Annotated in this window: 20 protein-coding genes and 1 tRNA gene; 6 read left to right on the plus strand and 15 right to left on the minus strand. The window is 53.8% G+C overall.

The window, feature by feature from the left end:
- Positions 1 to 40: 40 nt before the first annotated feature.
- The 3 genes from gatA to ligA all read right to left on the minus strand — a co-directional run bounded on the left by gatA (position 41) and on the right by ligA (position 3,934).
- Positions 41 to 1,465 (minus strand): Asp-tRNA(Asn)/Glu-tRNA(Gln) amidotransferase subunit GatA, encoded by a 1,425-nt coding sequence (gene gatA / locus G5B42_RS04815; protein ID WP_181339322.1) that lies wholly within the window; start codon positions 1,463 to 1,465, stop codon positions 41 to 43.
- A 102-nt stretch (positions 1,466 to 1,567) separates the two neighbouring features.
- Entirely contained in the window at positions 1,568 to 1,798 is a 231-nt protein-coding gene (locus tag G5B42_RS04820; protein ID WP_181339323.1) for an Asp-tRNA(Asn)/Glu-tRNA(Gln) amidotransferase subunit GatC, read from the minus strand.
- 96 nt (positions 1,799 to 1,894) lie between these two features.
- Positions 1,895 to 3,934 carry an NAD-dependent DNA ligase LigA gene (gene ligA / locus G5B42_RS04825; RefSeq protein WP_181339324.1) on the minus strand — a complete coding sequence of 680 codons (2,040 nt, stop codon included), beginning with the start codon at positions 3,932 to 3,934 and terminating at the stop codon, positions 1,895 to 1,897.
- A gap of 307 nt (positions 3,935 to 4,241) precedes the next feature.
- Here ligA and G5B42_RS04830 point away from each other — a divergent pair, with 307 nt between their 5' ends.
- From G5B42_RS04830 to G5B42_RS04850, 5 genes are all read left to right on the plus strand, one after another.
- The gene (locus G5B42_RS04830; RefSeq protein ID WP_181339325.1) at positions 4,242 to 4,700 is read left to right on the plus strand and encodes a hypothetical protein; all 459 of its coding nucleotides are present in this window, start codon (positions 4,242 to 4,244) and stop codon (positions 4,698 to 4,700) included.
- Between the two features lie 71 nt (positions 4,701 to 4,771).
- Entirely contained in the window at positions 4,772 to 5,893 is a 1,122-nt protein-coding gene (locus G5B42_RS04835) for a glycosyltransferase family 4 protein (RefSeq protein ID WP_181339326.1), read from the plus strand.
- 17 nt (positions 5,894 to 5,910) lie between these two features.
- The gene (locus G5B42_RS04840) at positions 5,911 to 7,041 is read left to right on the plus strand and encodes a glycosyltransferase family 4 protein (RefSeq protein WP_181339327.1); all 1,131 of its coding nucleotides are present in this window, start codon (positions 5,911 to 5,913) and stop codon (positions 7,039 to 7,041) included.
- Between the two features lie 14 nt (positions 7,042 to 7,055).
- Positions 7,056 to 7,769, plus strand: coding sequence for a glycosyltransferase (locus G5B42_RS04845; protein WP_181339328.1), 714 nt, complete (start codon positions 7,056 to 7,058; stop codon positions 7,767 to 7,769).
- A 59-nt stretch (positions 7,770 to 7,828) separates the two neighbouring features.
- Positions 7,829 to 8,323, plus strand: a complete 495-nt coding sequence (locus tag G5B42_RS04850; protein ID WP_181339329.1) for a hypothetical protein — start codon at positions 7,829 to 7,831, stop codon at positions 8,321 to 8,323.
- Between the two features lie 439 nt (positions 8,324 to 8,762).
- On the opposite strand, the gene G5B42_RS04855 is transcribed toward G5B42_RS04850, so the two are convergent.
- Together G5B42_RS04855 and G5B42_RS04860 are read right to left on the minus strand one after the other, a co-directional pair.
- Positions 8,763 to 8,837: transfer RNA gene (locus G5B42_RS04855), tRNA-Arg, on the minus strand.
- 74 nt (positions 8,838 to 8,911) lie between these two features.
- Positions 8,912 to 9,400, minus strand: coding sequence for a DUF3794 domain-containing protein (locus tag G5B42_RS04860; protein WP_181339330.1), 489 nt, complete (start codon positions 9,398 to 9,400; stop codon positions 8,912 to 8,914).
- 208 nt (positions 9,401 to 9,608) lie between these two features.
- On the opposite strand from G5B42_RS04860, the gene G5B42_RS04865 reads away from it, so the two are divergent.
- Positions 9,609 to 9,812, plus strand: coding sequence for a hypothetical protein (locus G5B42_RS04865; RefSeq protein ID WP_181339331.1), 204 nt, complete (start codon positions 9,609 to 9,611; stop codon positions 9,810 to 9,812).
- 33 nt (positions 9,813 to 9,845) lie between these two features.
- Here G5B42_RS04865 and G5B42_RS04870 read toward each other — a convergent pair whose 3' ends face one another.
- The 10 genes from G5B42_RS04870 to lpxC form a co-directional block, all read right to left on the minus strand.
- Positions 9,846 to 10,247, minus strand: coding sequence for a RuvC family protein (locus tag G5B42_RS04870; RefSeq protein WP_181339332.1), 402 nt, complete (start codon positions 10,245 to 10,247; stop codon positions 9,846 to 9,848).
- The gene (locus tag G5B42_RS04875; protein WP_181339333.1) at positions 10,248 to 10,733 is read right to left on the minus strand and encodes a DUF3084 domain-containing protein; all 486 of its coding nucleotides are present in this window, start codon (positions 10,731 to 10,733) and stop codon (positions 10,248 to 10,250) included.
- A 15-nt stretch (positions 10,734 to 10,748) separates the two neighbouring features.
- Entirely contained in the window at positions 10,749 to 11,837 is a 1,089-nt protein-coding gene (locus G5B42_RS04880; RefSeq protein ID WP_181339334.1) for an LptF/LptG family permease, read from the minus strand.
- A gap of 41 nt (positions 11,838 to 11,878) precedes the next feature.
- Positions 11,879 to 12,598, minus strand: a complete 720-nt coding sequence (gene lptB, locus G5B42_RS04885) for an LPS export ABC transporter ATP-binding protein (RefSeq protein WP_181339335.1) — start codon at positions 12,596 to 12,598, stop codon at positions 11,879 to 11,881.
- Positions 12,588 to 13,259, minus strand: coding sequence for a hypothetical protein (locus G5B42_RS04890; protein WP_231133242.1), 672 nt, complete (start codon positions 13,257 to 13,259; stop codon positions 12,588 to 12,590). The genes lptB and G5B42_RS04890 overlap by 11 nt, the downstream gene beginning before the upstream one ends.
- A 46-nt stretch (positions 13,260 to 13,305) precedes the next feature.
- The gene (locus G5B42_RS04895; RefSeq protein ID WP_181339337.1) at positions 13,306 to 13,878 is read right to left on the minus strand and encodes a hypothetical protein; all 573 of its coding nucleotides are present in this window, start codon (positions 13,876 to 13,878) and stop codon (positions 13,306 to 13,308) included.
- Between the two features lie 95 nt (positions 13,879 to 13,973).
- A complete protein-coding gene (locus tag G5B42_RS04900) occupies positions 13,974 to 14,789 on the minus strand; it encodes an LpxI family protein (RefSeq protein WP_181339338.1) in 816 nt (271 codons plus the stop codon).
- Between the two features lie 96 nt (positions 14,790 to 14,885).
- Positions 14,886 to 15,692 (minus strand): acyl-ACP--UDP-N-acetylglucosamine O-acyltransferase, encoded by an 807-nt coding sequence (gene lpxA / locus G5B42_RS04905; protein ID WP_181339339.1) that lies wholly within the window; start codon positions 15,690 to 15,692, stop codon positions 14,886 to 14,888.
- Positions 15,693 to 15,724: 32 nt separating this feature from the next.
- Complete coding sequence (fabZ, locus tag G5B42_RS04910) at positions 15,725 to 16,171, minus strand: 3-hydroxyacyl-ACP dehydratase FabZ (protein WP_181339340.1); 447 nt, start codon at positions 16,169 to 16,171, stop codon at positions 15,725 to 15,727.
- 6 nt (positions 16,172 to 16,177) lie between these two features.
- Positions 16,178 to 16,993: a UDP-3-O-acyl-N-acetylglucosamine deacetylase gene (gene lpxC / locus G5B42_RS04915; protein ID WP_231133243.1), complete on the minus strand. Its 816-nt coding sequence runs from the start codon at positions 16,991 to 16,993 to the stop codon at positions 16,178 to 16,180.
- Positions 16,994 to 17,021: the final 28 nt, after the last annotated feature.

Genomic DNA, 17,021 nt, shown 5'->3' on the forward strand with positions numbered 1-17,021 from the left:
AAATTATTAACTTAATTTGGCAATCCTTTGTTTTCATGCGTCATGCCCGCTCCGCATAAGCCATCGCCACCCGGATCAAAAGGGTCTCCGTCCCCGCCGGACCCATCAGCTGCGCCCCTACCGGTAAGTGGTTAATCCGGCCGCAGGGGAAGGACAGGGCGGGGAAGCCCGTTAAATTGGCCGCCACCGTATATTGTTCCGTCAAAAGCAAAGCCCGTTCATCCCTTGCTTCTTCCGCAAACCGGAAGGCCGGTGCCGCCGTCGTCGGGGTTAAGAGCAGATCACAACAGCGGTACGCGGCGGCAAAATCCTGCTTCATCCAGGCCCTGACCTTCTGTGCTTGCCGGTAATACTCTTCGTAGCACCCGGGGCTTAAAAAATAGGTTCCCAACAGAATACGGCGTTTTACCTCCAGCCCCAAACCCTGCCGGGGGGCGGTCATCATCCCCGCGATTCCCTGGTCGGCCTCTTCCCGGCTCCCGAAACGAACCCCGTCGTACCGGGCCATGCTGGAGCTGGCTTCCGCATAAGCCAGGAGATAATAAGTGGCCGCCGCGTACGCCACGGACGGCAGGGAAAGCTCCACCAGCTCACAACCGGCTTCCGCCAAAACCCTGGCCACCGCCAAGACCCGTTCTTTAAGTCCGGTGTCCAACCCCGCCCCGAAAAATTCCCGGGGGAGCCCCACCCGTAAGCCCCGGATCGAACGGGAAAGTTCCCCGTCCATGCCAGCCTGGCCGGGGAGGGAAGTGGGATCCAAGGAATCGTAACCAGCAATCGCCTGGAACAAAAGGAAAAGGTCCCGTCCGCTTGAGGCCAGCGGCCCGATCTGGTCGAAGGACGGGGCATAGGGGACCAAACCGTAGCGGGAAACCCGTCCGTAGGTCGGTTTTAACCCCCAGATTCCGCAAAAAGCCGCCGGTTGCCGGATCGAACCGCCGGTATCGCTCCCTAAAGCCAGGGGCGCCATCCCGGCGGCCACGGCCGCCGCCGAACCGCCGCTGGAACCGCCGGCGCTCCGGTCCCGGTCCCAGGGATTACGCGTTACCCCGTAAAACGAATATTGCGTTGCCGAACCCATGGCAAACTCATCCAGGTTGGTCTTGCCGATCAACACCGCCCCGGCTTCTTTCAACCTGGCGACCACCGTGGCATCGTAAATGGGATAGAAATCCGCCAGCAGGCGTGAGGCACAAGTCGTCCGGATCCCTTTCGTGCAAATATTGTCCTTGATCGCCACCGGAATCCCGGTGAGGGCCGAGACGTTCTCTTGCGCGGCGATCCGCCGGTCGGCGGCGGCCGCCATCTGGAGGGCTTCCGCCCGCGGGACGGTAATAAAAGCATTAAGCTCCGGATTCAGCTTCGCGATCCGGTCCAAATAGTAGGTGGTCAGCTCCACCGCTGATATTTCCCGCCGGTCCAGCGCCTTTCGCAAGGCAACTACATCCATCTTGGTAAGCTCCATGCGTGATCCCCTTCTCCGTTCCACGTCCAGATATTATAAAGGATCAGTTCTCGAAAAACCGCGGCGTCTGATGGCAAAACCTGGCCTGCTGCGGATTATTGCTTAGGATGGCCTCCCGGAGCAGGAGGGCTGTACCTCGTCCTCCCGTCCCGGGTTGGCCGGTTCGCCCGGCGGCACATCCGTTATTCCCTCCGGTACAGGGGCTTCCCGGATTGCAACAATGTATTGACAAGTACGATTGATCGCGGGCGTTAAAACGGCAAGCTCTTCCTCGCTCACCCCCAACCGGGCAATTTCCGCCAAGGCCCGTACTTGTTCCTTGGTGAGAACCATCGGCCTACTCCTTCCCCTGCTGCTTTAGAAAAATACTTCCCATCGCTCATGTTATGCATTATCCTGCCGGAGTCGTTTACTCCAGTGACTTGAATTTCATTTTTCTTCTTCACGTCCGGCATAATCCTGTAACAGCTGGACAAACTCCTCCTCCGTCAAGATCGGAACCCCCAACTCTTGAGCTTTTTGGTACTTGGACCCCGGGTCCTCGCCCACCACCACATAATCGGTGCGGCGGCTCACCGAAGAACCGGGGTTTCCGCCCAAACGCCGGATAGCCTCTTCCGCCGCGCGGCGGGTCATCGACGCTAGGGTTCCTGTTAAGACAAAGGTCTTACCGCTGAGCGGCAACGCGCCGGCCGGCGCCTCCGGGGCCGCCGTCATCTGCAACCCGGCGGCTTTCAATTTTTCGATCAGTCTTCGGTTCTGCGCTTCCGCGGCATAAGCCGCAATACTGGCGGCAATGGTGGCCCCGATCTCAGGGACCGCCATCAGTTCTTCCGGTGTTGCCGCCAGCAGCCGGTCCATACTCCCAAAGGCATTGGCCAGCCGGCGGGCCATCTCCGCCCCGACGTGCCTGATCCCCAGGGCGTAAAGGACACGGGCAAAGGGTACCTCTTTGCTGCGCTCAATGGCCGCCAGCAAATTACGGGCCGATTTCTCCCCGAAGCGCTCCAGAGTCACCAGGTCATCAAACTTCAGACTATATAAATCAGCCGGGTCCTTGATCAGCTCCTTCTCCAGGAGCAGGTCGATAATGGCCGGCCCCAGGCCTTCAATATTCATCGCCGACCGGGAAGCGAAATGCAGGATAAACTCGCGGAGCTTGGCCGGGCAGGCCGCCCCCAGACAACGGATCACCGCCCCGTCCGGATCCCGGGCTACCGCCGCACCGCAAACCGGGCAAGCCTGCGGAAACTTAAACTCCACTTCCTCCCCGGTGCGCTTCTCCTTAACCACCCGCACCACCTCGGGGATGATCTCCCCCGCCTTCCGGATAATCACCGGATCCCCAATCCGGATCTCTTTTGCCCTGATGTAATCCTCATTATGAAGGGACGCGCGGCTGACCACAGAACCGCCGACTTGGACCGGAGTGAGCAAGGCCAAGGGCGTAAGGGCCCCCGTCCGGCCCACACTGATCATGATGTCCTCAATTTTGGTCTCCACTTCCGCAGCGGGAAATTTAAAAGCCACTTTACTCCGGGGTGCTTTCGCGGTCGACCCCAGCGCTTCCTGGGCGGCCAGGGAGTTCAGTTTAACCACAATCCCGTCGATCTCATAGGGCAAAGCAAAGCGCTTCTCCGCCCAGCGGCGGCAATAGGCAATTACCTCCTCGATGGAAGCGCATAAGGCCGATTCCGGGTTGACTTTAAAGCCCCACTCTTTAAGCTGGTTGATCGCCTCCCACTGGGTGGCGGGTACGTCCCTGGCCCCTTCCCACCAAAGCAGATCATAAAAAAAGGCATCCAGCCGCCGGGAAGCGGTGACCTTCGGGTCCAACTGCCGGAGCGATCCGGCCGCCGCATTCCGGGGATTGGCGAAGAGTGCTTCCCCCTGTTCTTCCCGGACCCGGTTCAATTCTGTAAAATCGGCCCGTCTCATGTAGACTTCGCCGCGGACGATTACCTGCCCGGGGGGATTACCCCGCAGCCGCAAGGGAATGGTCCGGATCGTTTTGATGTTGGCGGTAATCTCTTCCCCGGTCACCCCATCGCCCCGGGTCGCCCCCTGCACCAGCACACCGTCCTCATAGGTAAGGGCGACGGTTAACCCGTCAATCTTTAACTCGGCCACATATGCCGGATCCTCCAAGCCGGCTGCCCGTTTAATCCGCTGGTCAAAATCGCGCAGTTCCTGTTCGCTAAAGGCATTATTCAAGGATAAAAGCGGGATCCGGTGGCGGGTGCTGCGAAAACCGGCCGCCGGTTCCCCGCCGACCCGTTGGGTCGGGCTGTCGGCCGTAATCAAGTCGGGATACTGCTCTTCTAAAGCCACCAGTTCTCTGTATAAACGGTCGTACTCCGCATCACTGATCTCCGGTTGGTCCAAGACATAATAAAGGTAATTGTGGCGGTTCAGTTCTTCGCGTAACTCGCCAATCCGCTTTTGCGCCTCACCTTTTGACAACGCCATTCTTCCACACGCCCCCATCCCTGGTTTTTCACGACGCAATTTAGTTTCCCCCCGAAAAACCCAATTACCCTCGGATCTTCGTCACCGCCGCGCCAATCCCTCCTGACTCCGCACCGCCCCGGAGTAAAATCAATCCCCGTCCGGACCGCTCCTTGAGCACCGGGAACAGATGGCAGCCATGGCCAAGAGCCCGGCCTAAAATATACCAAATGCTCAGGCTGCTATAAGTACCTTTTCAAGTACCTTTCAGATAATATTTTCATATTTTTATATTGAAGCCTAAAATCCAAGCATTGGAGTGATTTATATGCCATTTACTTTTGCACAGACAAATCTAAACAATGATTTGGAGACGTATGACCTTGCGATCTCGATTAACCCTACCACCGCGATCATCGATGAAACGATCGAAGCCGGCGATGTCGTCGCTAATTCGATCGCCGTCGCTAATACAGGCCAGGTCAATGCCGATGTCTATTTAACCGCTGACTGGGGACCGGCATCCGGGACGACCGACCGGGAAGCAACCCTCCTGGCTAACGCGCTGACCGTCAGCGTATTCCTGTCGGAAGACCCGGCACCAACCCAACAATATATCGGCAGCTTTATCGGGCTCATTGACCAAAAGGTCATCTCCGGCCTTGCTCCGGCGGCCGACGCCCAGGTCAACATATCCGTCGGTTTGCCGGGGACCAAAAGCGGGCCTACCTTGTTGGGAAAAGCGCTCAATACGGATTTTGTTTTCGTCGCCGTATCAGTCGAGTAATTTCGTCAATTCGCACAAGAGTCGGTTCCCCGGAACCGGCTCTTGTGCATATTATGCATAAGGTGATCCCGATGAGTAAAGGCAGAGTTGGCATTCTCACCTCATACCACATCCATAACGACGGCAACCGGATGATCTACGGCGGCGCGGAACGTTATGGCATTGAATTTACCAAGCTGTTGCTGGAGATGGGTTACCACGTGGAGTGGTGGCAGATCGGCTCCGGTTGGGAACAGGAAATCCTTCCGGGAGTTCCCCTTTACAGCATCCCGATGGGTGAGGCGGAATACCAAACTTGCCCGGCCTTAAACCATGCTTTCCATGAACAGGCCAACCGGATCGATTTTGCCGTTTATTTCAGTACCTTATTGGCTTACCCGCAGGCCTTTAAGAAAAGTATTTCCATCTCCCACGGCATCTATTGGGATTATCCCACCTGGGAAAGGATTGTGCCCACCGAACGCCATCGCCGGGAATGGCGTTACCGTTGGTGGAGCGCTTTAAACCGCCCCGCAGCGATCGTTTCCTGCGATACGGCAACGATCCGGTATATCAATGCCACCTGGCCCGGATTAAGCGAAAAAATGATCTATATCCCCAATTTTGTGGATTTGCATAGTTTTTACCCGCTAAAAGAAAAAGTACCCCGGGAAACCGTGCGGATTCTTTATCCGCGCCGGCTAACTTCCGTCCGGGGAATTTACGAAACGATCGCCGCCATCGAAAAATTGGCGGCCAAATATCCCCAGGCTGAGTTTCATATTGTCGGGCGCAGCCATAACGACCATCACGAAGGTGAGCTGCTGCGCTGGGCCAGCCGATATGAACAGGTCTATTATTATTGGCGTCCTCCCCACCAAATGCCCGAGATTTACCGGCAAATGGACATCGCCATCATCCCGACCAAAGCTTCCGAAGGAACCTCCTTATCCTGTCTGGAAGCCATGGCATCCGGCTGCGCGGTCATCGCCGGTTGCACCGGAGGCCTTACCGATCTGATCATCCCCGAATATAACGGCTTATTGCTCCGGCCGCTGAATACCCGGACATTGATGGAAGCTTTAGCCCGTTTGATCGAAGATCCCGAGCTGAGACAGAGGCTGAGTATAAACGCCAAAACCGTATCGGAAGCCTTCTCCTTGGAAAAATGGAAACACCGCTGGCGTAAGGTGATTGAAGCCGTTTTTCGATAAACACCGAGGTGAAATCGATGCGTAAAGGATCCGTTGCCATCGCCACATTGAAATTAATGGACCCCCTAGCCCGGAAATTCGTCTCCGATTACCGGCGGCAGTATGCCATCGAACTCTCCAAATTACTCTTGGATCTCGGTTATGAAGCGGCCTGGTTTCAACCGGGAAACGGCTGGCATAGTCAACTGCTTCCGGAGGTGCCGGTCTTTGGCGTTCTGCGGGACGGAGCCCAGCTTCTCACCTGGCCCGCCACCTCCGATGATTTCTACGAAAAAGCGCACGGATTTGACTGGTGTATCTATTTCGACCTCATCCTGGCTTACCCGCAGGTCCACGAATCGTCCATCGCTGTAGCCCATGGCATCTCCTGGGATGATCCGTTATTTGAAGCAAAATTACCGACCGAAGCGGAACGGGAAGAGTGGAAGCGCCGCCTCTGGATGGCCTTGCGCGCCCCCCAAAAGGTGGTCACCGTCGAGAGCGGTCTCATCCACTGGGCCACCGCCACCTGGCCCGGACTGTATAATACCTTCGAGTATCTGCCGAACTTCATACCCGCCTGGGCAGAAGAAGAAGCCCCCGTCGCCGCGAGGCCGGGCGCGCCGGAGTCATGCACAAATACGGTCCGGATCCTTTTCCCCGGCCCCCTCACCCCTGAAGCTGGAATCAGCGAAACCATCCGGGCCATGGAAACATTGCTGGAGATGGATGACCGTATCGAATTTCAGTTGGCAAATGCCGGCCCGGCGGCTACAGTCAAGTATCTGACGGAATGGTCCGAAAAGCATCCCCGCCGTCTTTTAATTACCGAACCGGTTACCGGCAAAATCTTGAAGCAGGCGGATCTTGTGCTGTTGCCGGGCAAAAGTTTCCAGGAAACCGATATGATATGCCTGGCCGCCATGTCCTTGGGTAAAACCGTGATCGTCGGCCAAAACAGCGGCCTCGCCGATCTCGTCATCCATGATCATAACGGCATCATCATCAATCCATCCGCCGAAGTATTGATTGAAGTGATCCGGGATCTGATTAACTCACCGGAAGAACGGCGTCACTTAGGAGATAACGCCCGGGCGGTCGCCCAACATTTCGCTTTACCGGTCTGGCGGCGACGCTGGCAACGGCTGATCGAAAAAATATTCCGTTAGCGAGGTATCCTCCCATGTCGGGCTCCTTACCCAAATTAACCGCGATGATGCTCGTCCGTAACGAAGCCGACCGTTATCTTACGGAAGTATTATCCGAGTTATCAAAGTTTGTTGATGAAATCATCATCCTTGACGACGGCTCAACCGACCACACTCCGGATCTCTGTCTCTCCTTTCCCAAAGTCCGGCTTTACCGGGAAACCGAATCCTTGATGGCAAAGGACGAAAGCACTGCAAGGATCCGATTATGGGATTATACCGTCAACCGTGGTCCGGAATGGATTTTGGCCATCGATGCCGATGAAGTTTTCGAAAAACGCATGGCCCATGAAGTTATCGGCTTAATTAGTCAAGATGAATTTGACGCCGTTGAATTCCGGCTTTTCGATTTTTGGGGCGACCGGCAGCACTACCGGGTGGACGGATCCTGGGATCCGTGGGTGAAAAGGGTCCGGATGTTATTCCGCTATAATCCCCGTCAGACCTATTCCTGGCCCCGGCGGAAACTTCACTGCGGGAGAATTCCATTGGAGGCAAGAGGACCCATCCCGGTCTATCAATCGGATATCCGGGTCAAACATTACGGCTGGGTTCGGACGCAGGATATTCAAAGAAAATATCTGCACTACAAAGAGTTTGACGACAGCGACCATTTAAAAAGCGTGCTGGATTCCCCGGACAAAATCCAGCTGGAAACTTGGATTCCGGAAAAAGTCCTTCCCTTTTAGCAAATATTCACGCCGGCCAGACCGAACGGGATATAAAGGAAGGCGAGGGATTCAGGAGAATGTATACCGCCATTGCCATTAACAAAGGTAACTATATTGGGACCTCCGATACTTTTTTCATTCCGATCTGTACTGATGTAGTAATTTGTGAGCAGGATGTCCGCTACCTTATCCAAAAAAACTATGCGCCGCCCAAAAAAGTTATTAAGATCACTCGATGCTGGACGGAAGTTAGAGATGTCCGGATCAGAGTTTTATATGACCGGGTTTTCATCACCGGCTTTGCCTACCAATATAAAACACTTGTCGGAGAGAACAACATCTTATTCTGTGATCCAATCATCGATCCATTCACCATCACTTCATCGGTCAAAGGCCTGACTCCCGGGATGAGCGTAAAATGGCATGTAAAAAACAGGGAATACAACAAATTATTGACCCCTCACTTGATTTCATACCTCAATGAATTAACCTTTCATCTTCAGATTATCCTCCCAAAAACACTGTGGGTAAAAACCCGGGCCGTCATACCACAGACAAATTCATTTCAGTAAGAAAATGACGATAACTCCAAAATTAACATTTTGAAATTGGCTTTTTTAAGCCGATCTTCTAATATATCTCATATATAATTATATAATATATTACTTAATATATCACTAATATACCAACCCTTACTGGTATGTGCGTCTCATGGGGAACAACCTCTGAGACGTTTTATATTATCCAGGATTTTGCTTCAGGGCTACCCCCTTCTTAATCCAGAACCCATTCACGCCGGCCTTGATCCCGGGGTACCCCGGCAATGGCTGACGGTACATCCATTTCTCACCGACTGAAAACATTTGTAGTCACGTCTTGCCCAAAAAGCAGCAGGAAGCGAATACGAAATTGGGGGGAATTTCCGAAAATAAACTAAAAAGGGATTGCCAAAAAGGGGGCCAAACCAAAAAAGCGACGCCGTGAAAACCGCGTCGCTTCTTAATTTCTTAGTGGCGCGCCCGACAGGAATCGAACCTGTGCACCTGGCTCCGGAGGCCAGTGCTCTATCCTCTGAGCTACGGGCGCTTGTAAATCCTTAAATTATTTTACATGATCAGACGAAAAAAAGCAACCATCAAATCCTGGAGATTTATTTTTCTTTATTTTTTTGCCGACCGGCCCGGTCCGCGGGCGACAAAGGCATTCTTTACTCCGTTAAAGACGGCCGGCCGCTGGGGTGTGTTTTGGTTGACGGTCAACACCAGCGGCAGCGGAACGTTGCTCAACAATCGCACATTAACCAGGATCACCGTGGTCTCCCGGAGTGTTGTGGGACTAAGGAGCTGAAAATCGATGAACTCAACGGAAGCCGCCAGCTGACAGAACTGTCCCGGCTCGGCTTCCGGAATATCGACAAAGCCGGAGAAGGGGATATCTACTCCCTGGTGCACCACCACGTTATCCTCGTTCACGAAGAAGATCTGTTTGTGCAGGATCCCCTGGAAAATTACTTTGCCGGGGATAACATGGCAGCGTAAATCTTGGACATTGGCGCGAATTTCGTCGATTTTTTGTGCCGGAGTAAAAAGATCGATGGTGTCTTCCACCAGGACCTGGACCTGAGCCTCGGCGATTACTTCTACCGCCATTTTACTCCTCCTTTTCTCCCCTTAATACGGGTGTTTGTACATATTATGTTGGTCCTGCACCTCCGGCTTACTAACAAAACGCCTAATCTTTAAGAACCTCCGCTCAAGCGGGTCCATATGGTAATCACCCTATAAATAATCAGCGTATTTCCGCCTTCCGCGGGATAAATTATTAAGGGAAAGCCACAGGAGAAAGAGGGGGAAGCATATGAAGAACAAACAGCGGGAGATCGAGGAGATTATTCAGTTTGTCCAGAACCACCCGGAAAGTACGGTCAGTCGCCGCATCTACCGGGAGACGTTGGGCGAGGCTCCGGCGCGGATCGACAGTGCCGTTTTACGGCAGGTCCGGGACAAACTGGAGATCGCAGATGAGTTCACCATCGAAGGTTACAACTACCTGATCCGGTAAAGCACAAATAAAAACAACTGGTTAGGCCCCTTTTCATTGCCGATCAAGATAACGTTCGCCAAGTACCACCGCGACATAATCATCATAAGGCCGCCAGGGGGACTGCAGACCCAGGGGAACCCAGCGGCGCCATCCCCGCCGGTTGGCCTGTAAAAAGCGGTGCCGGCCTTCCCGGCTGGAACCATCCTCGCGCACCGGAACCAAACTTACGTGATTGGCCTCTAAAGCCGCCCGGAGGGTCGTGGCAAACTCCGCACCGGCCGTCCGGTCGCCGATCACCACCGTGGTCACCTGAAAACGGTCCACCAGTTCTTGCACCACCCGAACCAGGCCGGTAACTTCCGCGATCCCTTGGCACAACACCCGCCGGTCGTCGGCGGTTAACACCGCATACCCAAATTTCACCCTCCCCGGGTCAATCGCCAAAATCTGCATTCACTTGGCCTGCCCTTCCCCGTTGGCTTCAATTTTTTTTAGCTTTTCGCCGGTTTCACCCCGCTCCGCGTTGGCCCGCAGCAAAGCGGCCTCCCCCGCGTACGCCTGAATCTCCTTACGCAAACGCTCCCTTTCAACCTCCAGCGCCACCTTACTCTCTTGCAGCGCCTTGGTTTCGGCTTCCACCTGGCGCATCCGCGCTTTGGCCGCATCCAGATCGGTTTTCGTCTGCGCCAGTTCCGTCTGTAATTTTTTCATCCGAAATAGCGCCGTCTGTACGTCGTTGGAGACCATGGTGAGTAACAAAAGAGTGGTTCCGGCGATCAAAACTCCGGTTACCACCGTTATAATCATCGACGTATATTTAGGCCGCAGCCCGCAGAGGGATAACCGTTTTTTGCCGACCTTCATCCCAACCCGGTCGCCCAAAAGGGCAATTACCCCACCCAGCAAGGCGATGGTCAACACCAGAACAATACCGTACACTTTGCTCCCCCTCTGCTAGATGTTGAATGCTTTGCGGACAAAAAGATACAAGCCGTAACCACCAATGATTAGGTTCTGGAGCCAGGCGCCCACCCAGGGCGACGTTATTCCCGATTGTCCCAGAAAAGTCCCCACGGCCATTAAAACGTAATAAAAGATCACATTCAAAAGGGTAATTCCTAAACCCGCCGAAGAGGTACGCCGTTGAGACTGTAAGGCCAAAGGCGTTCCCAACAGGGCAAAGACCAGGCAGGCAAAGGGGAAAGCCATCTTTAGATGGAGCTGCACTTCGTACTGCCGCCGTTTTCTGGTGCTTAACTCCGTGTTCTCCAGGTACCATTTCAACTCCCACCAGTCCATCTCTTCCGGCTGCTTGGACAAGCGAACGACTTGCTCGGGTGTTTTTTCAAAACCGGACGGATTGTATCCCTCCGTCACCCGGACCGGGATCACCGCCTCTTCCCGGTAGTTAAAGATTTCTCCTTCCCGAAAGTACCATCCGCTCTCGCCCCATAACAATTCTTTGCTCTTCAGGGTCCGGACCAGCTGCCCATGCTCCATCTCCTGGATCGTCACATTGATAAATTTTTCTTCCGTCGCATTGTATTGTTCGGCGTAAATCAGCCGTTTTTTCCCGCCTTTGAGTCGTTCCGCCGAGAAATATTCATCGATAATCCCTTTCGGTTTGCCCTGCCGGATAAAGGTCCGTTCTTCCCGGTAGGCACGTTTCGCCATTGGCGTCAGGGATTCGTTGAGATAAAAAGTTCCTACCGTCAAGAGGGCACCAATAATCAGAACCGGGGCGGCAATCTGCATAAAACTGACGCCGCCTGCTTGCATCGCAATGGTCTCACTGTGACTGGTCATCCGGCCCAGCCCCAGAAGGGTCGCCAGGAGCATCCCGATGTAAACCCCATAAGCGAGATTCTCCGGGACATTGTAAGCCCAAAGGCGTAAAACGGTGAGCAATGGCACCGAATATGATTCGGCCCATTGGATCACATTGACCAAGGACCATCCGATAAACATACCGCTAAAGGCTAAAAAGCCAAATAAGAAAGGCCCCATCAGTTCTCTGATCAAATACTTTGTGATAATCCGCATACTGATTACTCCCGTTTATTGAGAAATTATCCCTGCCCGCTTCACATATTAAAGCGGTCGCCCAGATAAAACTTCCGCGCTTTCTCATCTTCGGCGATGGCCTTGGCATCTCCGGAAACGAGAATCTTCCCGGAATACATGATATAGGCCCGGTCGGTGATCGCCAGGGTTTCCCGGACACTGTGGTCGGTAATCAGGACTCCCAAACCCCGCTTTTTCAATTCACCGACAATATCCTGCAGATCGGCAACGGCAATCGGGTCCACTCCGGTAAAGGGCTCATCCAACAAAATGTAACGGGGGTTCTGGGCCAGCGCCCGGGCGATCTCCACGCGGCGGCGCTCACCGCCGGAAAGCATGAACCCCATTTGTTTTCTCACCTTCGTCAGGTTAAAATCCTCCAGCAGCTGGTTACACCGTTCGAGCCGCTGTTTCTTGTCTTTGATCACCAATTCCAAGATCGCCAGTATGTTCTGTTCCACGGTTAGTTTCCGGAAAACCGAGGGTTCCTGGGCCAAATACGAAACCCCGTAGCGGGCCCGCAGATGCATGGGGAAACCGGTAACGTCGGTTCCATCAATCTTAATCCGTCCGGCAACTGGCTTTTCCAAACCGACGATCATATAAAAAGTGGTGGTCTTTCCGGCTCCGTTCGGGCCCAAAAGACCGACAACCTCGCCCGGGTTGACTTCCAGACTGACCTGGTCCACAACGCGGCGTTTCCCGTATTCTTTCACTAAACCTTGCGCTTCAATCGCCACTGGAATGCACTCCTCTATTCTGATAAAACCGGGTTTTGGTTGGCCCTTCGGCGGTGGCTTGTCCACTGGCCAGATCGTAAGTAATCACCGTCCCGGCCTCGCCCACCATCATCCCGTTTTCCCAGCGGATGACGGGCGAACCCATCGCGGTAACTTGTTCCTCGCGCAGACTGCCGTCAAAACGCTCTCCTTCCATTACCCACTCGGATCCCCAGAGGGTAAACCCGCCCTCGCCTTGAAAAGTTTCCTCTTCCAAGTGGTAAGAAAAGGGACCCTTCACCACCATCCGCAACCTTTCCGGTTCAATGGTGGTGATTTCGCCCCCTTCCGGTAACCGCACAAGCTCGGAAGTGAGAACTAGCGTTTCTCCGGTAACAACCATCTTCCCGGTTTCCAGCCGCACGGCCTTTTCCGCGGTCAACAGCTGGTTACGCTGGTCATAACTGATTTTTAACGCCGTGAGGCGCAGTCCGGAACCCGCCACGATCACTTCAACCGGCGCACCCGGATAACCCCAATAGACACAGAACTCTTTTTCCAAATCAAGTTCGGTCAAGCCTTGGGGCGGAACGACGACCTCCACCTCTTCACGGCCTTTTTCAGCAGCCCATCCCGGTAAAGCGCTGACCAAGACAAGGACAACCGTTACGAAAAGGATCATGGATCTCTTCTGGGCCATCGGCCTTCTTCACCCCATTCACACGACATTACTGGAAAGACCACTGGGATGTACCGGGCAAAGTCATCCTTTGCTTTTCCAGATTAAACGTAAATCTTTCCGCCTGGATCTTAACGTTTTTTCTATCCGCTTCCAGCCCGCGGCCGGTGATCTCTTCGCCCGCCGCCGCTTCCCAATTCACCTCGGCGGCCACCATCCGGATTCCTTCCCCGGTTAAAACCACTTCCGGGGTGAGGCGGAGCCAAGTAAAGTCCTGGCCCATTTCGCCTTCCGCCGCCTCAACCAGGTATTTTCGGCCGCTCACCGTAAAATACTCCCCTTTGATCCCAAAAAGACGGCAAATCTCCCCCTCTTCAATCACCCGCTCAACGGTTAATTTCCAGTTCAGGTGGTTATCCTTATTGACCAGCGCGATCTGCACACCTTTTAACTGTGGTCCCTCGCCCGCATTGGTCACCGGGGCGATGTCTTCCTCCTGAACCAGGGGTAATAATGGAATCGGCTCGCTTTGCGGCCACCAATAAGTCCGGATCAGAAAAAAAAGAAGGGTGGAGATGACAAGACAAAGGAGAAAAGCGATGATCAGCTTCTTTTTCGTCATTTCCCCCTCCTTCTTTCCCTGTTTATTCGCTTCCTCGAGCAAATCTTTTGCCACTTAAAACATATTCGCCCAGGCGCGGCAAATACCTTCTCGCATTAGTTGCCTTTTATGGTAAGTTCATCTATGGCCACTACGGTAATCCCGTGCTTCTCCGCCCTTTCCAACAGTTCTTCCCGGTCCAAGAGGAAAGTGGCCCCGGCCTCAACCCCTAAAACCCGCGCTTTAATCTCAATCATGGCTTCAAGGGTGTTCAAGCCAATCGCCGGCATATCAAACCGGAGATCCTGTTCGGGTTTGGCGACCTTAACCACCACGACCCCGGGGCCGCCGTACAGCCCGCCCCGCCGGATGGTTTGGTCGGTGCCTTCCACCGCCTCAATGGCTAAGACCATTCCCTTTTTCACCACGACACTCTGCCCGATATCCAGCCGGCCGATCTCTTTGGCCATCCGGTAACCCAATCTCACGTCGGCCATCTCCTCCGGACTTAAGTCCTGGCCGGCCAGGATCCCCCGGTCCGGAATGAGTGCCCGCAAAAATCTGGTCTGGGTCTCCACTCTGATCCCATGCTCCTCAAAATAGTTGACCACCGCCAATTGCAGCGCATCGTCGTTTCGCCTGGTCAGTTTGGCCAGGATCTCCATGATTTCTTGGTCTACCGACCCGGCCAGCAAAAATTCCTTGCCAAACCGGCCGGCAATAACTATTTGGTCAACCTGATGGTCCTGGAGAAAACGGCGCATTGCCCCTAACTGTCCCATCTGCTCCCGGCCGACCGTAAACCCCATTTCCACGAATTGGTCGGCATTTTTTCCGGTACACAGCACAACCGGTTCAATTCCTTCCGCACGCATTCCTTTGCCGACTTCCAATGGCAGACGGCCTTCTCCAGCTAAAATTCCCCATGTCATTGTTTTTCCCCTCCAAACATCGATTTCTGTCTGATCGAAAAAAGACTAGACCATATTTGTCTAGTCTTGGCTTGCCGCCGTCCCTTTATTCCCCGGCTACCGGCAGATTCCCCGTTCCGCACTGCGGAGAAAACGGATGAAATGATCAATCTCCTCCGTACCCTGCAACTCATGTTCCATCTTTTCGATCGCTTGCTCGATCGTAAGGTTGGAACGGTAAAGAATCCGGTAGGCCCGTTTGATCTCTTCACGGACCTCCGGTGGAACCCCATTGCGCCGAAGTCCAACCACATTAATCCCGGCGACCCGGGCAGGATTACCATCAACAATCACAAACGGCGGTACATCCTTCACAATCTTGGAGCAGGCACCCATCATGGCCATCTTGCCGATTTTAGTAAACTGATGGACCCCGGTGAGCCCGCCGATGACCACCCGGTCTTCCACCACCACGTGCCCGGCCAGCGCCGAACAGTTGGCGATCACCACATTGTTCCCCACCTGGCAATCATGGGCCACATGGGAGTAGGCCATGAACAAGTTGTTGTTCCCGATCCGGGTCTCGCCGCCACCGCCTTCGGTCCCGCGGCTCACCGTGACATTCTCGCGGAAGACATTACCGTCACCGATAAACAAGAAACTCTTTTCACCCTTGAACTTCAGATCCTGCGGTTCTACCCCGATTGAAGCGCCATGGTAAAATTTGTTGTTACAGCCAATCTTCGTCCATCCGTCAATCACCACATGAGGTCCCACAACACACCCATCACCTAATTCTACGTTCTCACCGATGATCGCATACGGACCGATCACAACATTTTTTCCCAATTTTGCTCCGGGATGAACTATAGCCGTTTCGTGAATCTCCCTCAAAGTTACCACTTTATTCTCTACTACTTTCAATCTGGGACCCCCTAACCGAAGTATATCCTTTTTTATTCATCTTGGGCTTCTTTCGAACCCAAAACAAACATCAGTTGCGCTTCGGCGACAACCTCGTTGTCCACCGTCGCTTTCCCCTGGGCATAGCAGAAATTGCCTTTCACCCGCAAAAGCTCCACATCTAAATAAAGCTGATCCCCCGGCACCACCGGCCGCCGGAAGCGGGCCTTGTCGATCCCGGTGAAAAAGGGAATCTTCCCCCGGTGTTCTTTTTCCACGAGTAAGGTTAAACCGGCCGCCTGCGCCATACTCTCAATAATTAGGACGCCCGGCATCACCGGCCTTTCCGGAAAATGTCCGGTAAAATACTCCTCGTTATTGGTCACATTCTTCAAAGCTTTGATCCTTTTCCGCGGTTCCAGGTCAAGCACCCGGTCAACCAGTAAAAAGGGATAACGATGTGGCAATAATTCTTTAATCTGATTTATTTCCACACCCAAACCTCCTTAAGTTAAACATTCCTCGAGTTTTAAAGCCAGCTCCAAATCGAGTTTATGTCCGGAACGGACCGCAATAATCTCGCCTTCCAACGGGCCGAGCAGGTAAAGATCGCCTAAGATATCGAGGATTTTATGGCGGACAATCTCGTCGGGAAACCTCAATTCATTCAAATAACCATCTTCGCCAACCACAACTGCGACCTCCATATTACCGCCCAGCGCCAATCCTTGTTTACGCAGTGCCTCGATCTCGCGCCAGAACGCGATGGTCCGGGCCGGCGCGATGTTTTCCAGGAAAGTCTCAGGGGTGATCAGATACTGGGCAAACTGGTTACCTGTTACTTTATGGTCGGAGGTAAAGCAGTAAGTGACCCGAAAGCCCTCGCCGGGAAGCGCAATCAGATAAGCACGGGGGTCTTTCCCATCGGTCACCCAGACCGGTTTGGTAATTTTCCGTACTTTCCGCGGTTTTTCCTGAACAAGCAACCCCGCCCGGAGGATCTCCTCCACAAAAAAGCGGGCGCTCCCGTCTCCCAGAGGAATTTCCGGCCCATCCACTGCCACCAGCAGGTTGTCCACGCCCAAACCATGAAACGCTGCCATCAAATGTTCAATGGTTTGTATCCGCCACTCCCTCGTCCCCAAGGCGATATTACGCGTCGTATCAATGATATTGGCTGGCTTGGCCGGCAAAACAGGCTGGTCCGGCAGGTCGACCCGGCAAAACCGGATTCCCGTATCGACCGGCTGGGGTATGAGTTCCACCGCCACCATTTTCCCGGAGTGAAGGGCTTGGCCTTTGATAGCAATTCTATTCTGCAAAGTTTGCTGAAACCCCTTCAAAAATACA

The organism is Capillibacterium thermochitinicola, assembly GCF_013664685.1.
GTDB classification, from domain to species: Bacteria; Bacillota; UBA4882; order UBA10575; family UBA10575; genus Capillibacterium; species Capillibacterium thermochitinicola.

Bases quoted from the DNA above. Each gene is read 5' to 3' on its own strand.
- gatA (WP_181339322.1), bottom strand. From the start codon at position 1,465: ATGGAGCTTACCAAGATGGATGTAGTTGCCTTGCGAAAGGCGCTGGAC.
- G5B42_RS04820 (WP_181339323.1), bottom strand. From the start codon at position 1,798: ATGGTTCTCACCAAGGAACAAGTACGGGCCTTGGCGGAAATTGCCCGG.
- ligA (WP_181339324.1), bottom strand. From the start codon at position 3,934: ATGGCGTTGTCAAAAGGTGAGGCGCAAAAGCGGATTGGCGAGTTACGC.
- G5B42_RS04830 (WP_181339325.1), top strand. From the start codon at position 4,242: ATGCCATTTACTTTTGCACAGACAAATCTAAACAATGATTTGGAGACG.
- G5B42_RS04835 (WP_181339326.1), top strand. From the start codon at position 4,772: ATGAGTAAAGGCAGAGTTGGCATTCTCACCTCATACCACATCCATAAC.
- G5B42_RS04840 (WP_181339327.1), top strand. From the start codon at position 5,911: ATGCGTAAAGGATCCGTTGCCATCGCCACATTGAAATTAATGGACCCC.
- G5B42_RS04845 (WP_181339328.1), top strand. From the start codon at position 7,056: ATGTCGGGCTCCTTACCCAAATTAACCGCGATGATGCTCGTCCGTAAC.
- G5B42_RS04850 (WP_181339329.1), top strand. From the start codon at position 7,829: ATGTATACCGCCATTGCCATTAACAAAGGTAACTATATTGGGACCTCC.
- G5B42_RS04860 (WP_181339330.1), bottom strand. From the start codon at position 9,400: ATGGCGGTAGAAGTAATCGCCGAGGCTCAGGTCCAGGTCCTGGTGGAA.
- G5B42_RS04865 (WP_181339331.1), top strand. From the start codon at position 9,609: ATGAAGAACAAACAGCGGGAGATCGAGGAGATTATTCAGTTTGTCCAG.
- G5B42_RS04870 (WP_181339332.1), bottom strand. From the start codon at position 10,247: ATGCAGATTTTGGCGATTGACCCGGGGAGGGTGAAATTTGGGTATGCG.
- G5B42_RS04880 (WP_181339334.1), bottom strand. From the start codon at position 11,837: ATGCGGATTATCACAAAGTATTTGATCAGAGAACTGATGGGGCCTTTC.
- G5B42_RS04890 (WP_231133242.1), bottom strand. From the start codon at position 13,259: ATGATCCTTTTCGTAACGGTTGTCCTTGTCTTGGTCAGCGCTTTACCG.
- G5B42_RS04895 (WP_181339337.1), bottom strand. From the start codon at position 13,878: ATGACGAAAAAGAAGCTGATCATCGCTTTTCTCCTTTGTCTTGTCATC.
- G5B42_RS04900 (WP_181339338.1), bottom strand. From the start codon at position 14,789: ATGACATGGGGAATTTTAGCTGGAGAAGGCCGTCTGCCATTGGAAGTC.